We start from the raw sequence: 18852 nt of genomic DNA, 5'->3' as shown, positions 1-18852 counted from the left end.
AATCCATGTCCATCGACCAAGACGCAGCCGCACGGCGCATCATGGACCAGTTCGGTGAGGAGAGTCGCATTCCCTACCTCAACATCGAGGAAGGCGACGTCGGCGTCCTGATCGCCTTCCCGATCGTCGGCCTGTTCATCGCCGGCCTCACCGGCATCGAATCACTCGCCCTGCCGTTCGTCGCGGGTGGCTTCGGGTTCGGCGTCGCGATCGTCTACGTCTCGCCCGACCACCTGAATGCGTGGACGTGGGCGAAGGATGTCTACCGCTACGTCAAGCGCCCCCAGATTACGTTCAGCGCCCCGGAAGAGGCCGACAGTAGTACCAACGAGACAGAGCGCAACGAGGGCGGGCTCGCGAACTACACGCCGTTCAAGCCCGATGAGCGGACGCAGGACCTCACGAACATCGAACGGGCGTGGCCGGGGGCCGGCGCGATCCAGCGCGCCGACGGCACGATGGAGGCGTTCATCGAGGTCGACCCCGGCAACATGGACTTCGCAATGTCCGACGACTGGGCACAGCTCCAGGACGCCGGCGAGGAGTTCGCCAATAAGGAACTGGACTCAAAGCTCAAACTCCACGCGACGACCCGCTCGTTCCCGGTCGAACAGATCACCGAGAACATCGAAGACCGCCTGAACGACGAGGACGTCAAAGAAAATCCGATCTTCCGGGAGCTTCTCGAGGAGTATCGGGAGACGCGGCCGAAGGAGATGCGCGAACGGGGCATCCAGCAGGTACGGTACTACATCGGCGTCGAGGTCACGCCGCTGGAAGTCTACGACCGCTTCCGGGATGAGGGGACACCAGCCGAGAAGCTGACGCAGTTCCCCGTCATCGGGTTCCTGTTCAACCCGTTTGTGACCCGCCGCGAGGACCTCACCGACGTCGAGCGCCGCGCACAGATGTTCGAGAAGCTGGATAGCCGGGTCAACGACGTGCGGTCGGAGTTCATCCAGCAGGCCTCCGGGTGGTCCGCTCGGCGGCTCAGCACGGTCGAACTCTTCGTGTTGAATATGGACTTCTGGAACGGCCGCGAACACGAGTACGACGACGCAGAGAGTGTCGTTCGCGACCAACCCATCATCGGCCATTCGCGCCGGGAGGATGACCACGATGCGTAACCTCGCCCTCCAGACGGGCAGCGGAGCCGTCGGCCAGCTCACAGAGTGGCTCACGAACCCAACCTCAGCTGAAGGGGCGGCCCTCTACATCCTGCTCGCGGTACTGGTCGGCATCGGCGGGAAACTCCTCTGGGACTGGTACACCGAAGACGATGAGGAAGAGGTCGAGTTCTCGGACCTCCTCGACGAGGAGACCATCGAACAGGGCGCGGCCGAACGCCAGCTTCTCGACGATATCGCCGAGTCACACAAGACGGTGACGGCGCCGGCGGCGATCGAGTGGGAGACGCGCGCGGCACGGGTTGGCGAACAGTGGACGACGACGCTGTACATCGCTGATTACCCGGACTACCCCAACGACGGCTACCTCTCCGAACTCTTCGAGATGACCGACGTGCAGTTCGACCTGACGGCCCACATCACGCCGAAGAACCAGGAGCGGGCGCGGAACGAACTACAGGACATCGCTGACGACCTCCAGGTCGACGCTGACCTCGAACAGAGCGTCCGGAGTGCCTACCTGCAGGAACGCGCCAACGAGGCCGCAGCGACGTACAAGGCCGTCGAGAACGGCGCGAACGTCTTCGACCAGGGGATGTTCATCACGGTCCGGGCCGACGAGAAGGAGGAACTCCGCGACGCCGTCCAGAAGGTCAAGAGCGCGCTCCGTGACGACCCGGCGAACCTCACGCCGAAGACGGCGATCTGCCGCCAGGATCTCACTCTCCAGTCCGCCGCGCCCATCGGTGACAATGAGTTCGGCCGGACGTCGATTGCGCTCGGCGGCGCCGTCGGCGCCTTGCTGTCCTCACCGCACAACGCGACGATCCTCGAGGAAGGTGGCGTCGAGTTCGGGATTCACAAGGACAACCAGAGCCCGGTCGTCATCGACCCGTTCGCCCGGGACAATGGGTACGCGATGTTCACCGTCGGCGACACCGGCTCGGGGAAGTCGTTCAGTTCGAAGCAGAACTTCATCCGCTCCATCGAGCAGAGCAAGGACCGTATCGGCATCATCCTCGAGCCGTTGAATAACTGGGCCGGCGTCGCGGAAGCGCTCGACGCCAAGCGGATCACGGTCGGCGGGACGCTCGGGCTGAACCCCTTGGAAATCCGGGAGACACCCGAGCACGTCCAGCGGGCGATGGGCGAGGACGCGAGTCCGTTCAACGAGAAGCTCGACGACGCGATGAGCTTCCTCACCAACTTCTTCGCCCTCCGCGGCATCTCGCTGGGCGACCGCCGGACGACGCTGGAACTCGGGCTCAAACGGGCGTACAAGCGAAACGGCATCACCGACGACATCTCCACGCACGGCAACCCGAGTCCGACGATTCAGGATATGATGGACGTCTTCGAGGACATGGTCGACGAGCCCGAGGAGTTCGTCGTCCGGTCCGACGAGGAGGCGGGGAAGATCAAGGAGGACGCGACGTGGCTCCTCGACCAGCTCCGTCCCTTCGAGAACGACGGTCGGCACGCCAACCTCGGCCAAGAATCGGACTTCGACATCCGGGACGAGAAGGTCATCTACCTCGACCTCGCCCAGCAGGAGGGCAGCGTCGACAGCAGCACGGCGCTGACGATGCAGCTACTCATCTCGCTGGTGTACGAGCGGGCGAAAGTCTCGGAGAAGGAGGTCGTGTTCTACATCGACGAGGCGCGCTACATCATGCAGGACGCCGCGAGCCTGGCGTTCCTCGAGACGGTGTTCCGCCACCACCGTCACCACGACCTCTCGATCCGGCTGGTCACGCAGACCGTCGACGAGTTCTTCGAACACGCCGAAAGCGAGGCCATCCTGGATCAGTGCGCGGTCAAGCAGTTCCACCGCCTCGACGGGATGGACGAGGAATGGGCCGACGAGTTCGGGCTGAACTACGCGCAGATGCGGTTCGTCCAGGACGCCGTGCCCGGCAACGAGGACGCCGGCTTCTCCGAGGCACTCGTGGGCGTCGACGGCGAGTGGCGCGGCATCCAGGTCAAAGCGATGCCCAAGGAGAAGCAGGTCATCGACTTCGACCCGACCTCACAGGTCCGATCCTCACTGCCCGGCGCCGGCGACGAAGCCGTCGATACCGAGATGGAGGAGTTCCAGGAAGAGCTCGAACACCGAGCAACGAACGGAACGAACGAAACGAGCGAACTGAACGAGGAATCAGACGCCGTCGAAGCTGAGCTAGATGGCGGGACTACGGAGGACACCAACGATGGCTGAGTACCTGCGCGTCACGCCGACATCCGAGCGGCTTGACCCGGAGAGCATCCCCCGAGTCCTCGACAGCCTCCACAAGCTGACCACGCCCGGCTCGTCGGGCCTCGGGGCGAAGCTGAACCCACTCCACAGTGAGACACCACCCCGATTCGAGTTCCTCGCGATCAGTGACGGCCCGGATGACCCAGTAGAGTTCTTCTACGGGGCCGATGCCCATCTCGATACGCTCGAGAAGCGCCTCCGCTCCATCTATCCGGCCACGTTCGACATCGAGCGCGTCGACGTCGACGTCGCCGCTCGGCTCATTCAGCCAATCGATCTCACACCCCAGGAATTCGTCGACCACTACGAGGCCGGGCGGTTGCAGTACGAGTTTGGCCCGGCAGAACAGTACGACATCGTCGACGAGGAATCAGCGGACTCCGAGCCAGCCGAAGCCGACCCCGTTGTCGACGGCGGTACAGCAGCCACGAGCGTCCCCGATCATCACGTTACTGTCGGGGACTCAGCCCTCGAACTAGCGCCGCCCGATGCACTTCCAGACGACGAGGAAGAGCGACGGGCCATCGAGAAGCCGACGATGACACCGGCGGGAACGATTCTGGCCCGCCCGGCCCAAGACGCTGTCTCGCCGCTCGGGGTTCGGTGGTGTGGCTCCGCGTCGCGGAAGCAGGACTGGATGACCTCGCTGACGCCGTTCACGACAGAGGAAACGAGCGGCGATCTCTCATCCGTCGACGAACCGGGTGCGGCGCTGGCGTCGCTGATCGACCATCTGATGGAGGCGACAGCCCCGACCGCGTTCCAGGTCGTCTTCCAACGGCGCGCCAGCTGGCAGTCCGATGCGGAGGTGCGGAAGGAGGACCTCGTCGACGGTCGGGACACGTTCTTCCAGGAGGTCGTCGGGTCGTTGCTCGAGGTCGAGGACCAGCGGAGCGACCAGGACGACCGGCAGCTCAGCGAGGCCGTCGAGAAGCGGATCGAGTACATCGACGCGAAGAACGCCAAACGGTCGTTCACGGTCAACATCCGCGCCGTCGGCGTCCCCACCGACGACACCCGCGAGGACCTCGATGGCCGGATGGACTCGCTCCTCCCCGTGTTCGACCCCCTTGATGGGCCGTTCTATGAGGTCGAGGGGCAACGCCTCCGGGACAGCGGCTTCCGTGAGAAAACCAAGGAAAAGAAGGCACGGGCCGCTCTCCAGCGCCTCCTCAATCGCGAGTTGACGACGGGTCGGGGGAAGACCCGCCCCGAACTGACTCTCTGTGGAACAGAGCTCGCGAACTTCGTCCTCGTCCCTTCCTCCGAACAGTTGACCGTCGAAGGGACGCGGGGAACCAGAGCCGAACAAAAGAGTCGGAACCCGCTCCCGTGGCCCAACCCAGATCTGATCCAGCAGTTCCAGGACGGGATGGCCATCGGCTACGCGCTCGACGAAAACGGTGAGCCACGACCAGACCCCATTAGGATCCCGCCGGACCTGTTACCAACGCATTACGGGCGGTTCGCGTCGACGGGTGGCGGGAAGTCGAAGGCCATCATCAACGACGCCCTCTCGCTCCGCGAGACGACTGGTGGCCCCGTCGTCCTTGTCGACCCGAAGGGTGACGGGATGTGTGAGAACTACCTGCGCTGCCACTACGAGCGGTTCGGTGGCCTCGACGACGTCTACCACTTCCGCGTCCCGGAGACCATCCCCGCGTTCTCGTTTTTCGATATCCGTCCCGCGCTCGAAGCGGGTCGCAACCGTGAGGACGCGATTCAGGACAAAGTCGACCACTTCCACGACATCCTCCGGATGATTATGGGCCGCGAGCAGTACGGCCAGGCGTTCGTCGCGAACGAGATTCTGAGCTACCTGATCAAGGCGCTGTTCGACGAGGAGTACGGGAGCGACGTGTTCGGGCTGGACGACCTCTTCGCCGCCGCGCTCCGGATGCAGCGCGACCAGACGATTCCCCCGGTCTCGGCGGACAACCAGAACATCGAGGAATCGCTGACGCGTCACTTCGCGAAGGACAACCACCAGTTCCAGGTGTCGATGGACGCCGTCGGGAACCGCCTCGACAAGCTCAAAGAGGACGCGCATCTTCGGCGGATCTTCAGCCACGTCCCCGAGCAGAATGACGCCGGCGAGTACGTCGACAACCGCTTCGACTTTCGGGAGTTCCTCGATGAAGACGCCACCATCATCTTCGACCTCGGTGACCTCCGACCGGAGGCACAGCGAGCGATCACACTCCTGCTGTTGAGCAACCTTTGGGACGCCGTGCAGGTGCGCCGGCGCGATGGCCAGACCGACTACGAGAAGCTCACGAACCTCATCATCGAAGAGGCGGCGCCGGTTGCGTCGACGAAGCTCGTCTCCGAGCAGCTACTGCCGCAGGGCCGATCGTTCGGGCTGAGTATGGGGCTCGTGATGCAGTTCCCTGAACAGGTACGAAATCGGAACGAGCGGGCCTACGACGAGGTGCTGAACAACATCAAGACGAAGCTCATCGGCAATATCTCGATCGAGCGCGACCTCGCGGAGTCGCTGGCCCACGAGGACCTCAGCCCGACCGAACTCCGCAACCGAATCAACACGCTCCCAAGTGGCGAGTGGATCGCCCAACTCCCCAGTCCATCGTTCGGCGAGACTGGGCCGCCGCCGTTTTCGTTGAAGCCGCTCCCGATTGCGCCGGGGCATCCAGAAAGCGACCAGCCGCTCACAGAGCCCCAGGAAGACCATTTCGAGTCCGTGTCCCGGCCACGGATGGTCGAGCGGACACAGGCCCAGCACGGGCTAACAGAGCCGACTGAGTCGAGTACTGCTCCGGAAGAGACTGGCTGGGGGAGTTCGGGGGCCGAGACGACGGGCTCGGCTACCGACGGCGACTCAGGAACGGACCCGACGCAATCCGCGTTCGTCAGCAAATCGACGACCGAAGATGCGTCGACGTCGACCACGCCGACCGAGACGGACAGCGACCCAGATGCAGACGAGTCAGAGATGAGCTCCCTGTTCGGGCAGGCCACCGAAACGGACGAGGACCCAGCTGGTGACCAAGCAGCGCAGCCGGAGAACGGGGCAACGCCCGTCCAGGAAAGCAGTGTACCCGTCCCCGATGACGAACTCCGACAACGCGGGCTCAGCCGTGACGACGTCCGGTTCCTGAATCGGGTCCTCGACGTGATGAACCGGGAGGACGACGAGTACACGCTACTGGACAGGATGAGCCAGCTCCGGGACGAATACGACGACCTCCATATAGAGCGGCTCACAGAGCAGGATCTCTTGGAGGCGGACTCCGCTGCCGGGCGCAAGTACTACACCGTCCTCCCGGACGGTCGAGACCTCCTCAGGAGAGAATTGAAGGCGGGGCCAGGAGCGGGCGACCTCGGCGAGAAAACGCCACACAAGGTTGGCGTCCGGCTCCTCGAGCTCTGGCTCCAGCAGCGGGACGACGTCGTCCGCGTGGAACCGTACTACGAAACCGACGACGGCACGGTACTGGATGTGGCCGGCTTCAACACGGACAGCGATCTCGTCTGGGCCGGCGAAACAGAGCTCGCGAGTAACAACCGGCACGCCCCGGTCGAGGATTACGACAAACTCAGCGCGGTGGACGCCGACGCAATCTGGGCCTTCAACAATCGCGAGACGGCGCTCGACGTCCTGGATAGCCTTGCCGACGCCGATCGGATTGGCGAGCGGGTCAGCGGGCGGGCGGCACGGTCGTTCGCGACCATCAGAGACGCCGTCGACGAGTTCGATGCTGCGGGCCTGACCACCGTTCGGGGCTTCAAAAATCTCGACCAAGAACTCAACCAATGACCTGGCGACAGGCGACCCGCGAGGAGATTTACGCCTACTACGCCGAGGAGTTCCCCCGCTATCTGGACGACCTGCCGGAATTCATCACGGCTAACGGTCCGAAACAGTACGCCATCGCCTTCCGAGAGTCCCACCCGGTTCGCAAAGACGAGGTGCCAGCCAAGGACTTCATCCGGCGGGATACGTGGCAGACAGATCCGTCGGGGGACCGAACGACATCCGAGTTCAACGACTTCGAGGACGTCGTCGACTTCATTCGACACCCCGCTCGCAACGACCCGCTGGGGCGGAGCGAGTTCGCGCTTGCTGATCCGGAGGTGCTGAAGGAACCGGACCCACGGCCCGACGCCGTCTACTACGCGCTGGATCACTGGGAACGACCGTGGGTCCTCCTCGTCGACATCGACGCGAAAGAGATCGCCCGAGACCGAGCGGACGAGATGGTGTCGGCGGACGTCGACAGTCGGGACGACGATGCGCTCCGCGACGCTGCGGGTATCCTCGACGCCGCTCCCGAGGGGTATCCGTACGCCTTCGAAGACGTCGACCGCGCCATCGAGTACGGGTTCGAGCTGAGGGACATCTTCGAGGACGATTTCGACGCCGAGGAGACGATGGTCGTCTACAGCGGGCAGGGGGTCCACGTCTACCTGCTGGATTCCGACCCGGCGCACCGATACGACGAGCAGAGTCGCGAGGTGTTGAACGACCTCCTTCTCGAGACGTACGACATCCCGATCGATCCCGTCGTGACGGCCGACCGGCGGCGTGTCGCTCGCCTGCCCTATTCACTTCACGCCGACGTCTGTAGCATCGTTCAACCCATCGAGAGCCCGGCGTTCGACGTTCGGTCGGCGACACCCGAGGTGATCGACGAATGAGTCCGAGTACCCCCACCGACGACGAGGACATAGCGTATCGGGTTGCGGCACTCCCGCTGGAGTACGGTGAGACCCGCATCAACCAGCTGTTTACGCGTGGCTACAACCGATACGTCGTCGACGGCGAGGACCAACCCGAGGACCTCGTGAACGACGTCGAGCGGTTCGGGACGGCGGCGTTCAAAGAGCAGGTTCGTGCCGATGCTGCCGAGGAGCCGTTCGTCGACGAACCGGGGACGCTTGCTGTGCTCGCGACGCTGAGTGCGATCTGTGTGAAAGCGCACCCGAAGTTCGAGCACGCGTCGCCCCGGAACATCCAGGTACTCTACGATATCCGGGAGCTGTACGTCAACAATCTCGCCTCCCTCATCCGCGCCCACGGCGATGGGTCACTCCAGCAGGACATCGCCGACGTGCTGTACAGCAAGGAGCCCGGTGAGGATGGCCCACATCCGGGTCGGGTCTGTACGGGCATCACGGAGATGCCGGAGTTCGGTGATGGCCTGTACCTCGAAATCCCGATGGCGGCGGCGTCACGCAAATGCCTCGTTCGGGAGGGCAAGTCATCGACGGGGAGTGACGATGGCGGAGAGATACTGACGCAAGTGAAGGACAACAACCTGTACGTCCCGGTCGGTGATTTCGACAGCAAGTATCGGGACTACGCTGAGCGGGCGTTCAAGAAGCTCCTGCGGGTGCAAGAAGACGGGCTCTCCGACGACCAGCTGACGTGGCTGACCACGAACGAGTCGGCGATCACGGAGCGAATCGATCGCTTCCTCGAGACCGGCCATCACGAGCGTATCTGGCGGAACTGGGACCGTGGGGAACGGACGATTCGCGTCCTCCGGCGGGCCCTGAGTGATTCCCCCGACGACGTGGCGCAAACGGGCGAGTTCCACACGGCGAAAGAGCTCTATCGAGCGGTCACCGCGTACGACGCCGAGGACGACTGGGAATCATCCGTGACGGATTGGATCTCGAGTCCGAGCAGTCTCGCCAAAACGTTGGCCGACCACGAGTCACATTCGGCGGTCACGATCGACCGCGACGGGCGCGTCAACACCTATCGAATCGGGCGGGCCGGAACCGGGGCCGAACAGATCGAGGTGCGGGAAATTAAGGATCTCTTCGAACTTCCCTGTATGGCGAATATGGAGGAGCGACTCCACGAGAAGAAGCCGGTTCGGAAGGATCTCTACAACTTCGCGCGGATGGTGATGTGGCTCCCGCAGTACCAAGACAGCAGCCTCGACGAGATCGTTGCGGACCTCAAGGACGTTTTCTCCCGGTGGCCGTGGTACGACGAGCAAGAGACCGAGTACCAAGTTCGCTACGAATTCTCGAACACGATCGACGGCGACACGCCGTTGCCGATGAACTGCGATAACGACGATCTGCAGCGCTACTGCATCGGTCAGGACCAGTGTCCCTACTCGATCTGGGGCAGCCTCCCGTTCCCGGATGAGATGTACGAGCAGGTCGAGGAGGAATCAGCTGGGCCTACTGAGCAATTCTGAACTACGAGTTCCTTTTGTTTTCGAGAACAGGGCAGAGAGGTCTTGATATTAATCACCTCAGTTTCGGGAGTTCGAAAGACACAGACACGTTCGTCAAAGAGTCGGATACCCGGCCAGCCAAGTCGACGAAGAAACTATTCCGGCGCTCTGTCTCCTTCTCTCTTCGACGGCCGATAGCCCGCTCAAAATTCATTCTGACTTTGTCGGCCTCGTCATCAATCATGCGGCGAACCCTTCGGAACTGATTCTGGGTCAATGGTTCCTTCCCAGCTATTTGCGCCATTTCCGGCGTCACCAATCGTCCAGGATTGTATTCAGCCTTGAACTCCTTGACCTCGGCCTCAAATAGGTGCTTCTGCGACTGAAGCTTGTTCTCCGGCAGCTCCTCCAGATTTTCGACAGCGTAGGTCTCCTCCCACTTCTTAAACTTATCCTCCACCCGTTCCGGCGGGAGCTCTACCTCAGTCATTTCAGAGCTGTAACCCAGCCAGCTGGAAAGAAATACCGGACCAAACACTTTGTCAGCAACAACCAATCTCTTACTTATGGAAGAGATTCGGCTTGAAGCCGTAACGATCAACAAAGAATACGATGGCACAAAGGAGGAAGCACGAGAGCAGGTGAGGCAGTTCCTCGAAGAAGCTGGAGACGGCATAAAACCCGAATACACTAAGCAAGTCGACGAGGAAGGCGACGTCATCAACAAAGAGATCCGCGGCTACACCAGGCAGTCAGATATCTGGTGGACCAGCATCGCCATCCTGGTTATCTCAAACCCCAACGGAGTCATCCAGTTCATTAAATGGGCGAAAGACATCCCTGGCCTGACGATGGGCCTCACGATGCAGGGCAACTCCCGGATCAAGCTTTTCTCCGATAACGACTTCACGTTCATCGACAGTTCTACCGAGTACAACATCGAGAAATTAGGCGAGGTAGACGACGAAGTCGCAGTGAAGATGTCCGAGGAAACCTGGCGACAACTGAGGGACGACATCGATACTGGGGAAGTCGACGTCGAACTGCCGCCCGAAGACCAGATTGGTCCCTGAGCCGATTTGAAGTCTGGTTCTCCAGCAGCGCCTAGCCACCGTTGTGGCGTTAAAATCCTGGCCCCTTGAGATTCTACTTGACCGCAATTAATCTCAGTGAAACAGGTGTTGGGAAGGTTGTAGTTTCGGTGTGTTCAGCATGGCACCCACAACATATCAAAACTAGAGAATTACAACAATTCCGCTCAAAAGTAGAAACAGGTCGCATGAAATCCCCGTCGAGCAATTTTCAACGGCTAATACGACCAGGATCGAGGGAATCGGGGTGTTTCACGGCTCCAAGTGCCGGGACGGAGGACCTCGAGGGACTCAGAATAGATGAAGCAGCGACCCTAAGGAATCCAGATACGGCCGATATCACCTTCGTTACCCCGCCGTCGAGCAATTTCTGAAACTACAGTATTATCACGGAACTCGTCGAGGTACTTTCTATGCGCTCAAATCGGCCCGACGGGGTTCTTCTGCGATTTGAGGGCGTTATATCGCCTTGCATATCGCGGTTTTCGTCCAAAGAAAGAGGCGATATGCAGTGTGCGAAGGCCGCCGGCTCTCTCAGGCCGAGGGGCCGTCACAGGGGTAGCGGATCCACGGAAGTATCAGATTTAGAGTATAGGTTGGGCGGGTGCGTTTCGGTGGTGTCTGTTGCCCCCGCGAGGGGTGGCGGGGCGCAACACGCGCCCCCGATAGACGATGGCTTCGGAACGACGCAGCAAGACACGAGCAGCGCATCACGCAGTAACCACTCCCGACGGTGAGGCGCCGTGGGCGAATCTCGAGATGACGGTTCCGACCGACCGGGATCACGCATCGGTCGTCGCGCTCGTGGAGTGTGCTCTCGTCGAGCTCACACACGAGGCCGTGGGCGCCGTCTTCGTCTCACGGCAGGTCGGGCGGTCGACGCGGACACAGTACGTCGCCGCCGGCGACGTCGGCGAGCAGTTCCAGAAACGGCACTTCGACGACCGGCTGGGCTGGCACGAGACCACCATCCCTCGACGAGCCGTTCGCGACGAGCTCATCACCCAGCTCTCGCGGTCGGCGTCGACGGCGGCGGAGCGGTCAGGTGAAGGAGCAGCCAGCGGCCCAGACATCTTCGTCGTGAAGCCAGTTCGAGAGCTCCGAACGCCGTAGCAGCTAGACTTAACCAACATTCTCGGTCGATACCGACACGGTGTTGGTTAAAGCTGGGGGTGGATCCACTCCCTTGCCCCCACCCTCCGCCCGACTCCTCGAGTTAGTGTATCCTGGCGGCCGGGCGATCCGAGGAGGTACCGAATCTGTACGCTATGAGTTGTTTGTCGGCGCCGGAAGGCGTGCAGCGCGCAACAGCGTGCGCTGCGTGACTCACCATGCCTGGTCCCGATCCTCACGACGACACGAGTCGCGACTACGAACAGTTCGAGAAAGAACTGCTCGCCCAAGACCGCGACGCCGCCGGCGGCGACACGGCGGACGTCGACGACAGGACGGCCCAGAACCTGATCAACGACCTCGTCGACGCGGACATCGTCACTCCGGTTCCTGAAGACCACGTTCTGGTTCACGAGCCGAGCGGCACCACGTTCGGCTCATCGACGCAGCTGGCCGTCTTCCATCGCGGCTGGACGGCCGGCCGCGACGCCGACGCGGAGGGCGAGTGATGCAGCAGACCCTTGTCGGCTGTGCGTTTTGCGACGCGCCGCCCGGTACCGAGACTGGCGAGGCCCATACCTGGGGGCAGGACGAGCGGGTCACCCACCCAATCTGTGTCGACTGCGCGATTCAGACGGAGCCGGATCCCGACGAGCGCGATCACGTCGCCTGTGACGGCTGTGGGCTGGTCGTCGACACGCTCGCAGCGCTCACGCGATTCCGGGTCGAACTCGGGCATCTGGAAGGCCCGTTGCAGCTGTGCGCCCGCTGTAGTCGGGGCGGGCTCGCGACGTACTGGACCCGCGACCTCGAGGAGCATCTCGTCGCGACGCCGGCAGAGTGACCCCAACACTCTTTACTGATTCGCTGTAATCTGTAATCAAGAACGAATCGTGTCACGCACTTTAAATCGCGCCGACGGCGACATCGTCCAGGACTTTCTCTCGGTCGCTGACCTTCTCGAGGAGCCACAGCTCGCCCAGCTGTACGCGTACCTCGCTCGGGAGGGGGAAGCGACCGTCCAGGACGTGATGGAGGACCTCGAGCTCGCACAGGGAACGGCCTACAGCTACGTCAACCGGCTCGTCGACGCCGGCGTCGTCGACGTCACCGACGATGAGCAGCCACGCCGGTACGCCGCCCGTGAGATCGACCTAACCGTGACGACCGCCGCGGGCGACCGCGAGTATACGATCACGCCGGCGCTGATCGACGCCGTCGGCCGCCGCGAGACGGACGCCGACATCGACACCTACATCGACCGCCACGGCGTCGCCGGCCTCGCAACAGCGCTCACCTACGCGGTTGCTCGGGAGCGCGGCGAGGTGACCCACCGCCTGATGGCCGAGGATCTCGATATCTCGCCGCTGGCTGCGGAGATGATCCTCCAAGCGCTCCGTCCCGTCGTCCACGAATATTACGACATCGAGGAGGCTGGGGCAGGACTCAACGAGTTGGACGTCGGCGACGCGGCTGACGACGCGTGAGCCGGCTCCACATCGCCGATACCGGCCTGTTCGTCGCGAGGGGGCAGCCGTCGAACAGCCGCTATCAGGCTGTTCGGCGGTTCGCTCGCCGAAACGACGTCACCGTCGTCCTGTCCGAACGGGTGTACGAGGAGCTGACCGTCGACGATCCGGATGTCGAGGCGCCGCCCGTCGACGCCGCGATCGACGAGGGCTGGGCGACGGTTGCGTCACCGTTGGAGTTCTCCGAGTCGGTCGTCTCGCGGGTGATGGATGGCGTCCAGCGGTACATCGCGAACGCCGACGACGCCGAGGGCAGCCAGCGCGAAACCCTCGCCGAGGTGGCCCAGCATCTCAGCGTGGGGGCGGCGACCGAGGTGTACATCTACACGACCGACATCGCGGCCGGCGAGGGAGCCGAAACCGTGCTCGCGAGTGAGGGGTACGGTGACTCGGTGACGTTCGTGAACGGCTTCCGGTTCATCGACGACCTGGTTTCGGGTCGTGGAGAGGGATAGGGACGGAAGGAGACGCATCTTACGAGGATTTGTGGTCGCTCAGCATTCCCCCTTATTCGATTCCAAGTACCATCGCTACAAGAGCGACCAGAAATAGACCAGCGACAACCGTCGCTTCGAACCACGAAAAAGCAGAAGATGTAGCTAATCCCGCTTGAAGGTCACTTGCAGCACCAACGAGTGCGCCGCCGATGAGCACGAGTACAAAAAGGCCAACGATGAGGCGAACATCGATCTGACCGCGTTGACTAGATGCTGCAGCATCGTTCTCTTTCCATGTACGTAGTAATTCTCCAGTCAACCGCCAATAGACGACGTGTTCCGCAACAATCGTAGCAAGCTGTGTTCCACCTCCGACGAACCACGCTGCTCCACCACCACCCGCGATGGCGTATCCCCACACGAGCAGTACATCCGCAAAGGGATCCACCGGCGTTGCTGCGAGTGCTGTACTCAAACTCGTGAAGATGAGGGCAAACCCGGTGAGGAGGATGTACATTCCCAGTCGGCGGGTCATTGCAAACTGGTCTCGGATTAGGTCAAAGGCGTGAACAAGGCGGTCGATTTCAGGCGGAACTACGTCTCGCCGTTCATCTGGATGCAGATCCCAAACGAGAACGCTGCCGATTTTCTGTGACTGGACTCGATTCTTGAGTTCGAGCTCGTCTAATCGGTTCTCGACGCCCTGTCGAGACATATCTACTGCATCGGCGATATCCTGCGTTCCCACCGCGATACGGTCGTTCTCACGGAGGACGTTCAGGATCTGCTCATCTGGAACCTCCTTCCGGTCATTCGTCGAGACGAGGTCGACGAGAAGTGAGCGTAGTGTCATACAACCTCCGAGATGACGGCACCGGCTGCAGCTGCAGCGGCCGTTACGAGGACAACGATACCGACGAGGACGTAGACGATCCCCCAGAAGCTGAGATCGATCAGCCCCGTCGTCCCCAGCGCGCTTCCGAACAGGAGGAAAATGAATCCCCCGCACACTAGCGCGATAGCGCCCTCGGCCGCTCGACGCCCGCGACCGCCGCTGCGCGCCTCGTACCTGCGGTGCTTGCGGGGTCGGGGGACGGCCGAGGCGGCCTCGCCCTTTCTGAGTCCGCCAGGACTGTAGATGGTTCACCGAGCGACGTAGCCGGCTGAACAGGTGCGTACGTGACGGCCCGCCCCTCTCGCCGCTGCCGCCCTCCGTGTTGCTCGCGACCGACCATTCCGGGCGGTCTGCCCGCAGTAGCGGGCGGACTGCCGGGCTAAAATGAATGTGCCCTCGACCCCAGCGAGTAAGTGCAGGGGGTTGCGCTCCAGTGGGTGCTCACCCTTGACTGATGGTTATTATTCACCGTAGTATTGGACGAATCTCCTGAGAAGTAGATATTCGCACTTAGGAATTGAGAGCGCAATATTTGATTCCTTTCTGATATTCCAACAGAGACATGTTAGCCTAATCTTCAGTATCAAGCGCCAGTAAATCCTCAGTATCCTCAGCTGTGAACATCGGCTTATCAAGAGCCGCCTCATACGCTTTCCGCGCCTTCACCATCCTAAGACACCGTTCCCGAATCTCCTCGGGGACCTCCGCCGACGGTTGTTCGCCCAGATAAGCAATATAGAAATGATACCATAACATCGCGAACGCCGGATTCTCAGCTCGCTCCAAAACATCCCCGCCGTTGATCGTAATCTCCTCAAGCACCCCTGTGTCGACGAATAGATCCTCGTGCACATCATCGAACGTATGCCGCCCGAGCTCCATCATCTGGTCTCGCAGGCTATGGAAATCCAGACTACTGGTCAAGCTCCCCTCGAGCTCCTGGCCAACCGTCTCAACATACTGCTCGACCAACGATTCGAACTCGTCCCCGAGCTGGCTCTCCACAAGTGTCTGTTTCACTTCCGCCCGGAATTCAGAGAGTAGCTCGTATGAGATGCCGTAGGACTCAATTTGCTTGTGTGCTTGCCGTCTGTGGGTACTACTCCGATAGGGCTCCTCAATCAAGAAGTAGCTCAGAATATTCTTGAACGAGTTCTCCAAGTGCCGGGCTTGCGCCTCACTGACGTCCAGTTCATCGAAGGGCTGCGACTCGATTGGGAGATCATCCATACTCCCCTCCACGCGGACCTCAGAGAGCTCGATTGGGTCATCATCCCCAACCTGACTCAGCGCCCAGTCGGTGATTTGCACCAAGAGATTTGCCGTGGGTTCGTTTTCTGCGTTCTCCAGTAGCCACTCGCTGAACGCCTCATGTTCCGTCTGAAAGAGTTCGATCGCTCGTGCTGGAAACACGCCCACACCGCCAAAGAACACCAGTATGCCGCGTTCCGGGTACGTAATTCCACACTGGTCGAGTTCCTTGAGGAAATATTCTGGCGTGACCTCGTCGTGGAGACTTGTAAGATGGAACCGGAGATGGAAGGAGTGTGGGAGAATCTCCTTCCACGTCTCATCCGACTCCTCGCCGATTTTCTGCAGGAGTTCCTCGAAATGGTGCTCCAGGGCGGTTCGATGATCGCGCGTCGGATTCGGGTGCTTCTGTATCAGGAACCTGCGAAACCGCTCGTGGATTTTATAGATTTTATCGCCGGCATCACTGCGGTTCACCTCTTGGACGATCACTTGGCGGTTGAGCCGTCTCAGCATCCGATCGATTTCCGTTGCAGAACGGTCGTCGATGATCCCGCTACAGGTTCGTTCGCTCAGTTCAGGTAACACTGCCACTTGCCGGAGGAACTGTTCTGTTTCTGCAGGGAGAGACTCAATGTAGCGTTTCTCAATCGTATCGAATACAGCATCCTCAGGCAACTCGAAATCCGCTGCATCCTCAGTGGACTCCGTCAACAAGCTCAGGTAGAGCGGGTGGCCTTCCACCTTTGAATGCACCTCCTTGATGGTCCCCTCCGGTATGTCGCCGTACTCCGCCTCTAGAAACTTCCTGGTTTCTTTGAGCGTGTACAGGTTCAAGTGGAGTTCCTCGACGCCTTTGATGGCGGAAATCTGGCCGACCGTAATGAGGTGGATCTCATCACCAAACACATCAGCAATCTCACTAACAACCCCACGAACCGTCTGCTCATCGTCCGCAATCTTATGGACGTCATCGATGCAGAGCACCAGGGGATCGCTCGACCAGTTTGTGGTCAAGTCCTCCAATTTGTAGAGATCACGAACACGGTCGTCGACCGTGGCCCCGCCAGAGAATCCGAAGGCGCTTCCAGAGGCGCTGGTCACCTGATTGGGTTTCGAATCTCGTTCTACAGCAGCGCGACGCGCGATATGCAGGAGGTCACGCTCTATATCTGGGATATCGTGATGGATGCGAACGGTGGTCTCTTCGATGGTGTACTCTGCTGGGAGGCTGGTCTGAACGTGTTCCAGGAATTCGGTTTTGCCAATGCCGGGTTCACCGGAGATGTGGATGTCTCGCCCGTCATCGACAATCTTGCTGACGGCACGCTGGAGCTGTTCGTCCCGAACCTGAACCATTCAATCGTGCTACAAACAGGGCTAGATTATAGGTTTTTCTCTCCATATTCTGGCTTCAAGTTGTATGGACAGCCATTACAGAGAACATCTGCGGATGGCGATTTTTGTGCGCCTGCAAAGGGTGCAGGCGCGGTCGGTCGTGCCTGCACATCACAGGTGATTCGAAATGCGATACCCCCACCAGCGACAGGTGTACCGACAGACAGAGGCACGATGACCGATGGCGGTTGAACTGAATGAGATCGAAGAGGCCGAAGTCGAACTGGAGGAATGGCTAGTCGAACAGTCCGAGAACGGTGTTCCGGAAATCGTCCTGATCGGACTCCTTCGGGACTACGCGGACGACATCGAACACCTCGGCTACGTGCCGCGAATGTGGGGTGGGTCAGAGCGATGAGACGAACCAACTCCTTCGAGGTCGTCCCACAATCGGAGCAGGCAGACATCGTCCTGCGACGCCTCCTCGATGCGTCGGCGAGCCTCTGGAACCAGTTGACGTATGATCGCAGACAGCGGTTCTTCGCCGGCGAAAGCGTCTGGGACCGTGATGGCTACTACGACGAGTACGTCGATGTGTTGGGGTCGGCGACGACCCAGCAGGTCACCCGCATCAACGACGCCGCTTGGCGGTCGTTCTTCGAAATGGTTGAGGAGGCCGGCCAGGAGGTCAGCCCGCCGGGCTACTGGGGGAACCAAGCCGACGGGCGCGACCTGCGGACCTACATCCGCAACGACGCCTACACGATCAGCTGGGGCGAGTGCTCCCGGCTTGAGGTCCCCATCGGCAGCCAGCTCAAAGACGAGTACGGCTTCGGTCAGTTCGAACGGCTCCGGATTGCCGTCCACGGTGAACCGCACTGGCAGGGCGAGCAGGGCCGCCTCCACCTCACCTACGATGACGTCGACGAGACGTATCGGGCCCACCAGCCGGTGACCGTCTCCGAGGCGGAACAGGCGACGCCGACGGGGACGGACGTCGCCGCGCTCGATATCGGCGCGAACGTCCTCGTGGCGTGTACGACGACTGCGGGCCAACAGTACTGGTACAGCGGTCAGGAGCCGTTTCGGCAGTTCCGCGAAACCACCGAACGCATCGCCGACGCCAAAGCGAAGCTGCCGGATGGACAGCAGACCAGCAATCGAATTCAGCGGCTCTATCGGAAACGGTCCCGCCGGCGCGATCACGCCGTGAACGCGCTCCTTCGTGATCTGGTCGAGCGACTCCACGACGACGGCGTCGAAACCATCTACCACGGCGATCTCACCGGCGTTCTCGGCGAGTACTGGTCCGTCGAGGCCAATCTCAAAGCGCGTACCTTCTGGGCGCATCGGCAGTGTCTCGACCAGCTCGCGAACGTCTGTGAGGAGTACGGCATCGAGGTGGCTTCACTCTCCGAGGCGTGGACCTCCCAGACGTGTCCGGAGTGTGGCGAACGCGAGCGGACGCGCCGACATCGCGAGACCCTGCGGTGTCCGTGTGGCTTTGAGGGGCACGCCGACCTCGTCGCGTCGCGAACGTTGCTCGAACAGGCGACGAACACCGACGTCAGGCCGACGGCACGGCCCGTGCGGTTCCAGTGGGACGACCACCAGTGGTTCCCTGTCGAGGAAGCCACAGTGGCTCTCAACGAATAG

General features: G+C 61.3%; 17 protein-coding genes. 13 read left to right on the top strand and 4 right to left on the bottom strand.

The window, feature by feature from the left end; genetic code table 11:
• The first annotated feature begins 5 nt into the window (after positions 1–5).
• The 5 genes from NO876_RS13335 to NO876_RS13315 are packed head-to-tail and all read left to right on the top strand — an operon-like array spanning position 6 to position 9563.
• Entirely contained in the window at positions 6–1127 is a 1122-nt protein-coding gene (locus NO876_RS13335; protein WP_256422160.1) for a TraC-like domain-containing protein, read from the top strand.
• Positions 1111–3345, top strand: a complete 2235-nt coding sequence (locus NO876_RS13330) for a VirB4 family type IV secretion system protein (RefSeq protein ID WP_256422159.1) — start codon at positions 1111–1113, stop codon at positions 3343–3345. Before NO876_RS13335 ends, NO876_RS13330 begins: the two co-directional genes overlap by 17 nt.
• Positions 3338–7162: an ATP-binding protein gene (locus NO876_RS13325; RefSeq protein ID WP_256422158.1), complete on the top strand. Its 3825-nt coding sequence runs from the start codon at positions 3338–3340 to the stop codon at positions 7160–7162. The genes NO876_RS13330 and NO876_RS13325 overlap by 8 nt, the downstream gene beginning before the upstream one ends.
• Positions 7159–8043, top strand: a complete 885-nt coding sequence (locus NO876_RS13320; protein ID WP_256422157.1) for a bifunctional DNA primase/polymerase — start codon at positions 7159–7161, stop codon at positions 8041–8043. Before NO876_RS13325 ends, NO876_RS13320 begins: the two co-directional genes overlap by 4 nt.
• Entirely contained in the window at positions 8040–9563 is a 1524-nt protein-coding gene (locus tag NO876_RS13315) for a primase-associated protein (RefSeq protein ID WP_256422156.1), read from the top strand. The genes NO876_RS13320 and NO876_RS13315 overlap by 4 nt, the downstream gene beginning before the upstream one ends.
• A 52-nt stretch (positions 9564–9615) precedes the next feature.
• Here NO876_RS13315 and NO876_RS13310 read toward each other — a convergent pair whose 3' ends face one another.
• Positions 9616–10032, bottom strand: coding sequence for a hypothetical protein (locus NO876_RS13310; RefSeq protein WP_256422155.1), 417 nt, complete (start codon positions 10030–10032; stop codon positions 9616–9618).
• A 76-nt stretch (positions 10033–10108) separates the two neighbouring features.
• Here NO876_RS13310 and NO876_RS13305 point away from each other — a divergent pair, with 76 nt between their 5' ends.
• The 6 genes from NO876_RS13305 to NO876_RS13280 all read left to right on the top strand — a co-directional run bounded on the left by NO876_RS13305 (position 10109) and on the right by NO876_RS13280 (position 13730).
• A complete protein-coding gene (locus NO876_RS13305) occupies positions 10109–10615 on the top strand; it encodes a hypothetical protein (RefSeq protein ID WP_256422154.1) in 507 nt (168 codons plus the stop codon).
• Positions 10616–11305: 690 nt separating this feature from the next.
• Positions 11306–11746, top strand: a complete 441-nt coding sequence (locus NO876_RS13300) for a DUF8030 family protein (protein WP_256422153.1) — start codon at positions 11306–11308, stop codon at positions 11744–11746.
• Between the two features lie 218 nt (positions 11747–11964).
• Positions 11965–12255 (top strand): DUF8069 family protein, encoded by a 291-nt coding sequence (locus tag NO876_RS13295; protein ID WP_256422152.1) that lies wholly within the window; start codon positions 11965–11967, stop codon positions 12253–12255.
• On the top strand, positions 12255–12590 hold the full coding sequence (locus tag NO876_RS13290) for a DUF7558 family protein (protein WP_256422151.1): 336 nt from the start codon (positions 12255–12257) through the stop codon (positions 12588–12590). The genes NO876_RS13295 and NO876_RS13290 overlap by 1 nt, the downstream gene beginning before the upstream one ends.
• A gap of 49 nt (positions 12591–12639) precedes the next feature.
• Entirely contained in the window at positions 12640–13233 is a 594-nt protein-coding gene (locus NO876_RS13285) for a DUF7437 domain-containing protein (RefSeq protein ID WP_256422150.1), read from the top strand.
• The gene (locus NO876_RS13280) at positions 13230–13730 is read left to right on the top strand and encodes a PIN domain-containing protein (RefSeq protein ID WP_256422149.1); all 501 of its coding nucleotides are present in this window, start codon (positions 13230–13232) and stop codon (positions 13728–13730) included. The genes NO876_RS13285 and NO876_RS13280 overlap by 4 nt, the downstream gene beginning before the upstream one ends.
• 52 nt (positions 13731–13782) lie before the next feature.
• Here the strand turns inward: NO876_RS13280 and NO876_RS13275 are convergent, their stop codons facing one another.
• From NO876_RS13275 to NO876_RS13265, 3 genes are all read right to left on the bottom strand, one after another.
• A complete protein-coding gene (locus NO876_RS13275) occupies positions 13783–14565 on the bottom strand; it encodes a winged helix-turn-helix domain-containing protein (RefSeq protein ID WP_256422148.1) in 783 nt (260 codons plus the stop codon).
• Positions 14562–14723 (bottom strand): hypothetical protein, encoded by a 162-nt coding sequence (locus NO876_RS13270; protein ID WP_256422147.1) that lies wholly within the window; start codon positions 14721–14723, stop codon positions 14562–14564. The genes NO876_RS13275 and NO876_RS13270 overlap by 4 nt, the downstream gene beginning before the upstream one ends.
• A gap of 454 nt (positions 14724–15177) precedes the next feature.
• Complete coding sequence (locus tag NO876_RS13265; RefSeq protein WP_256422146.1) at positions 15178–17217, bottom strand: ATP-binding protein; 2040 nt, start codon at positions 17215–17217, stop codon at positions 15178–15180.
• A 220-nt stretch (positions 17218–17437) separates the two neighbouring features.
• Here NO876_RS13265 and NO876_RS13260 point away from each other — a divergent pair, with 220 nt between their 5' ends.
• The gene (locus tag NO876_RS13260) at positions 17438–17614 is read left to right on the top strand and encodes a hypothetical protein (RefSeq protein WP_256422145.1); all 177 of its coding nucleotides are present in this window, start codon (positions 17438–17440) and stop codon (positions 17612–17614) included.
• Complete coding sequence (locus tag NO876_RS13255) at positions 17611–18852, top strand: RNA-guided endonuclease InsQ/TnpB family protein (RefSeq protein WP_256422144.1); 1242 nt, start codon at positions 17611–17613, stop codon at positions 18850–18852. The genes NO876_RS13260 and NO876_RS13255 overlap by 4 nt, the downstream gene beginning before the upstream one ends.

Origin of the sequence: Halobellus rarus (assembly GCF_024494595.1) — an archaeon.
Taxonomy (GTDB): Archaea; Halobacteriota; Halobacteria; order Halobacteriales; family Haloferacaceae; genus Haloquadratum; species Haloquadratum rarum.
The sequence above is the reverse complement of the archived record's forward strand: the minus strand, read 5'-3'. Positions and strand labels throughout refer to the sequence as shown.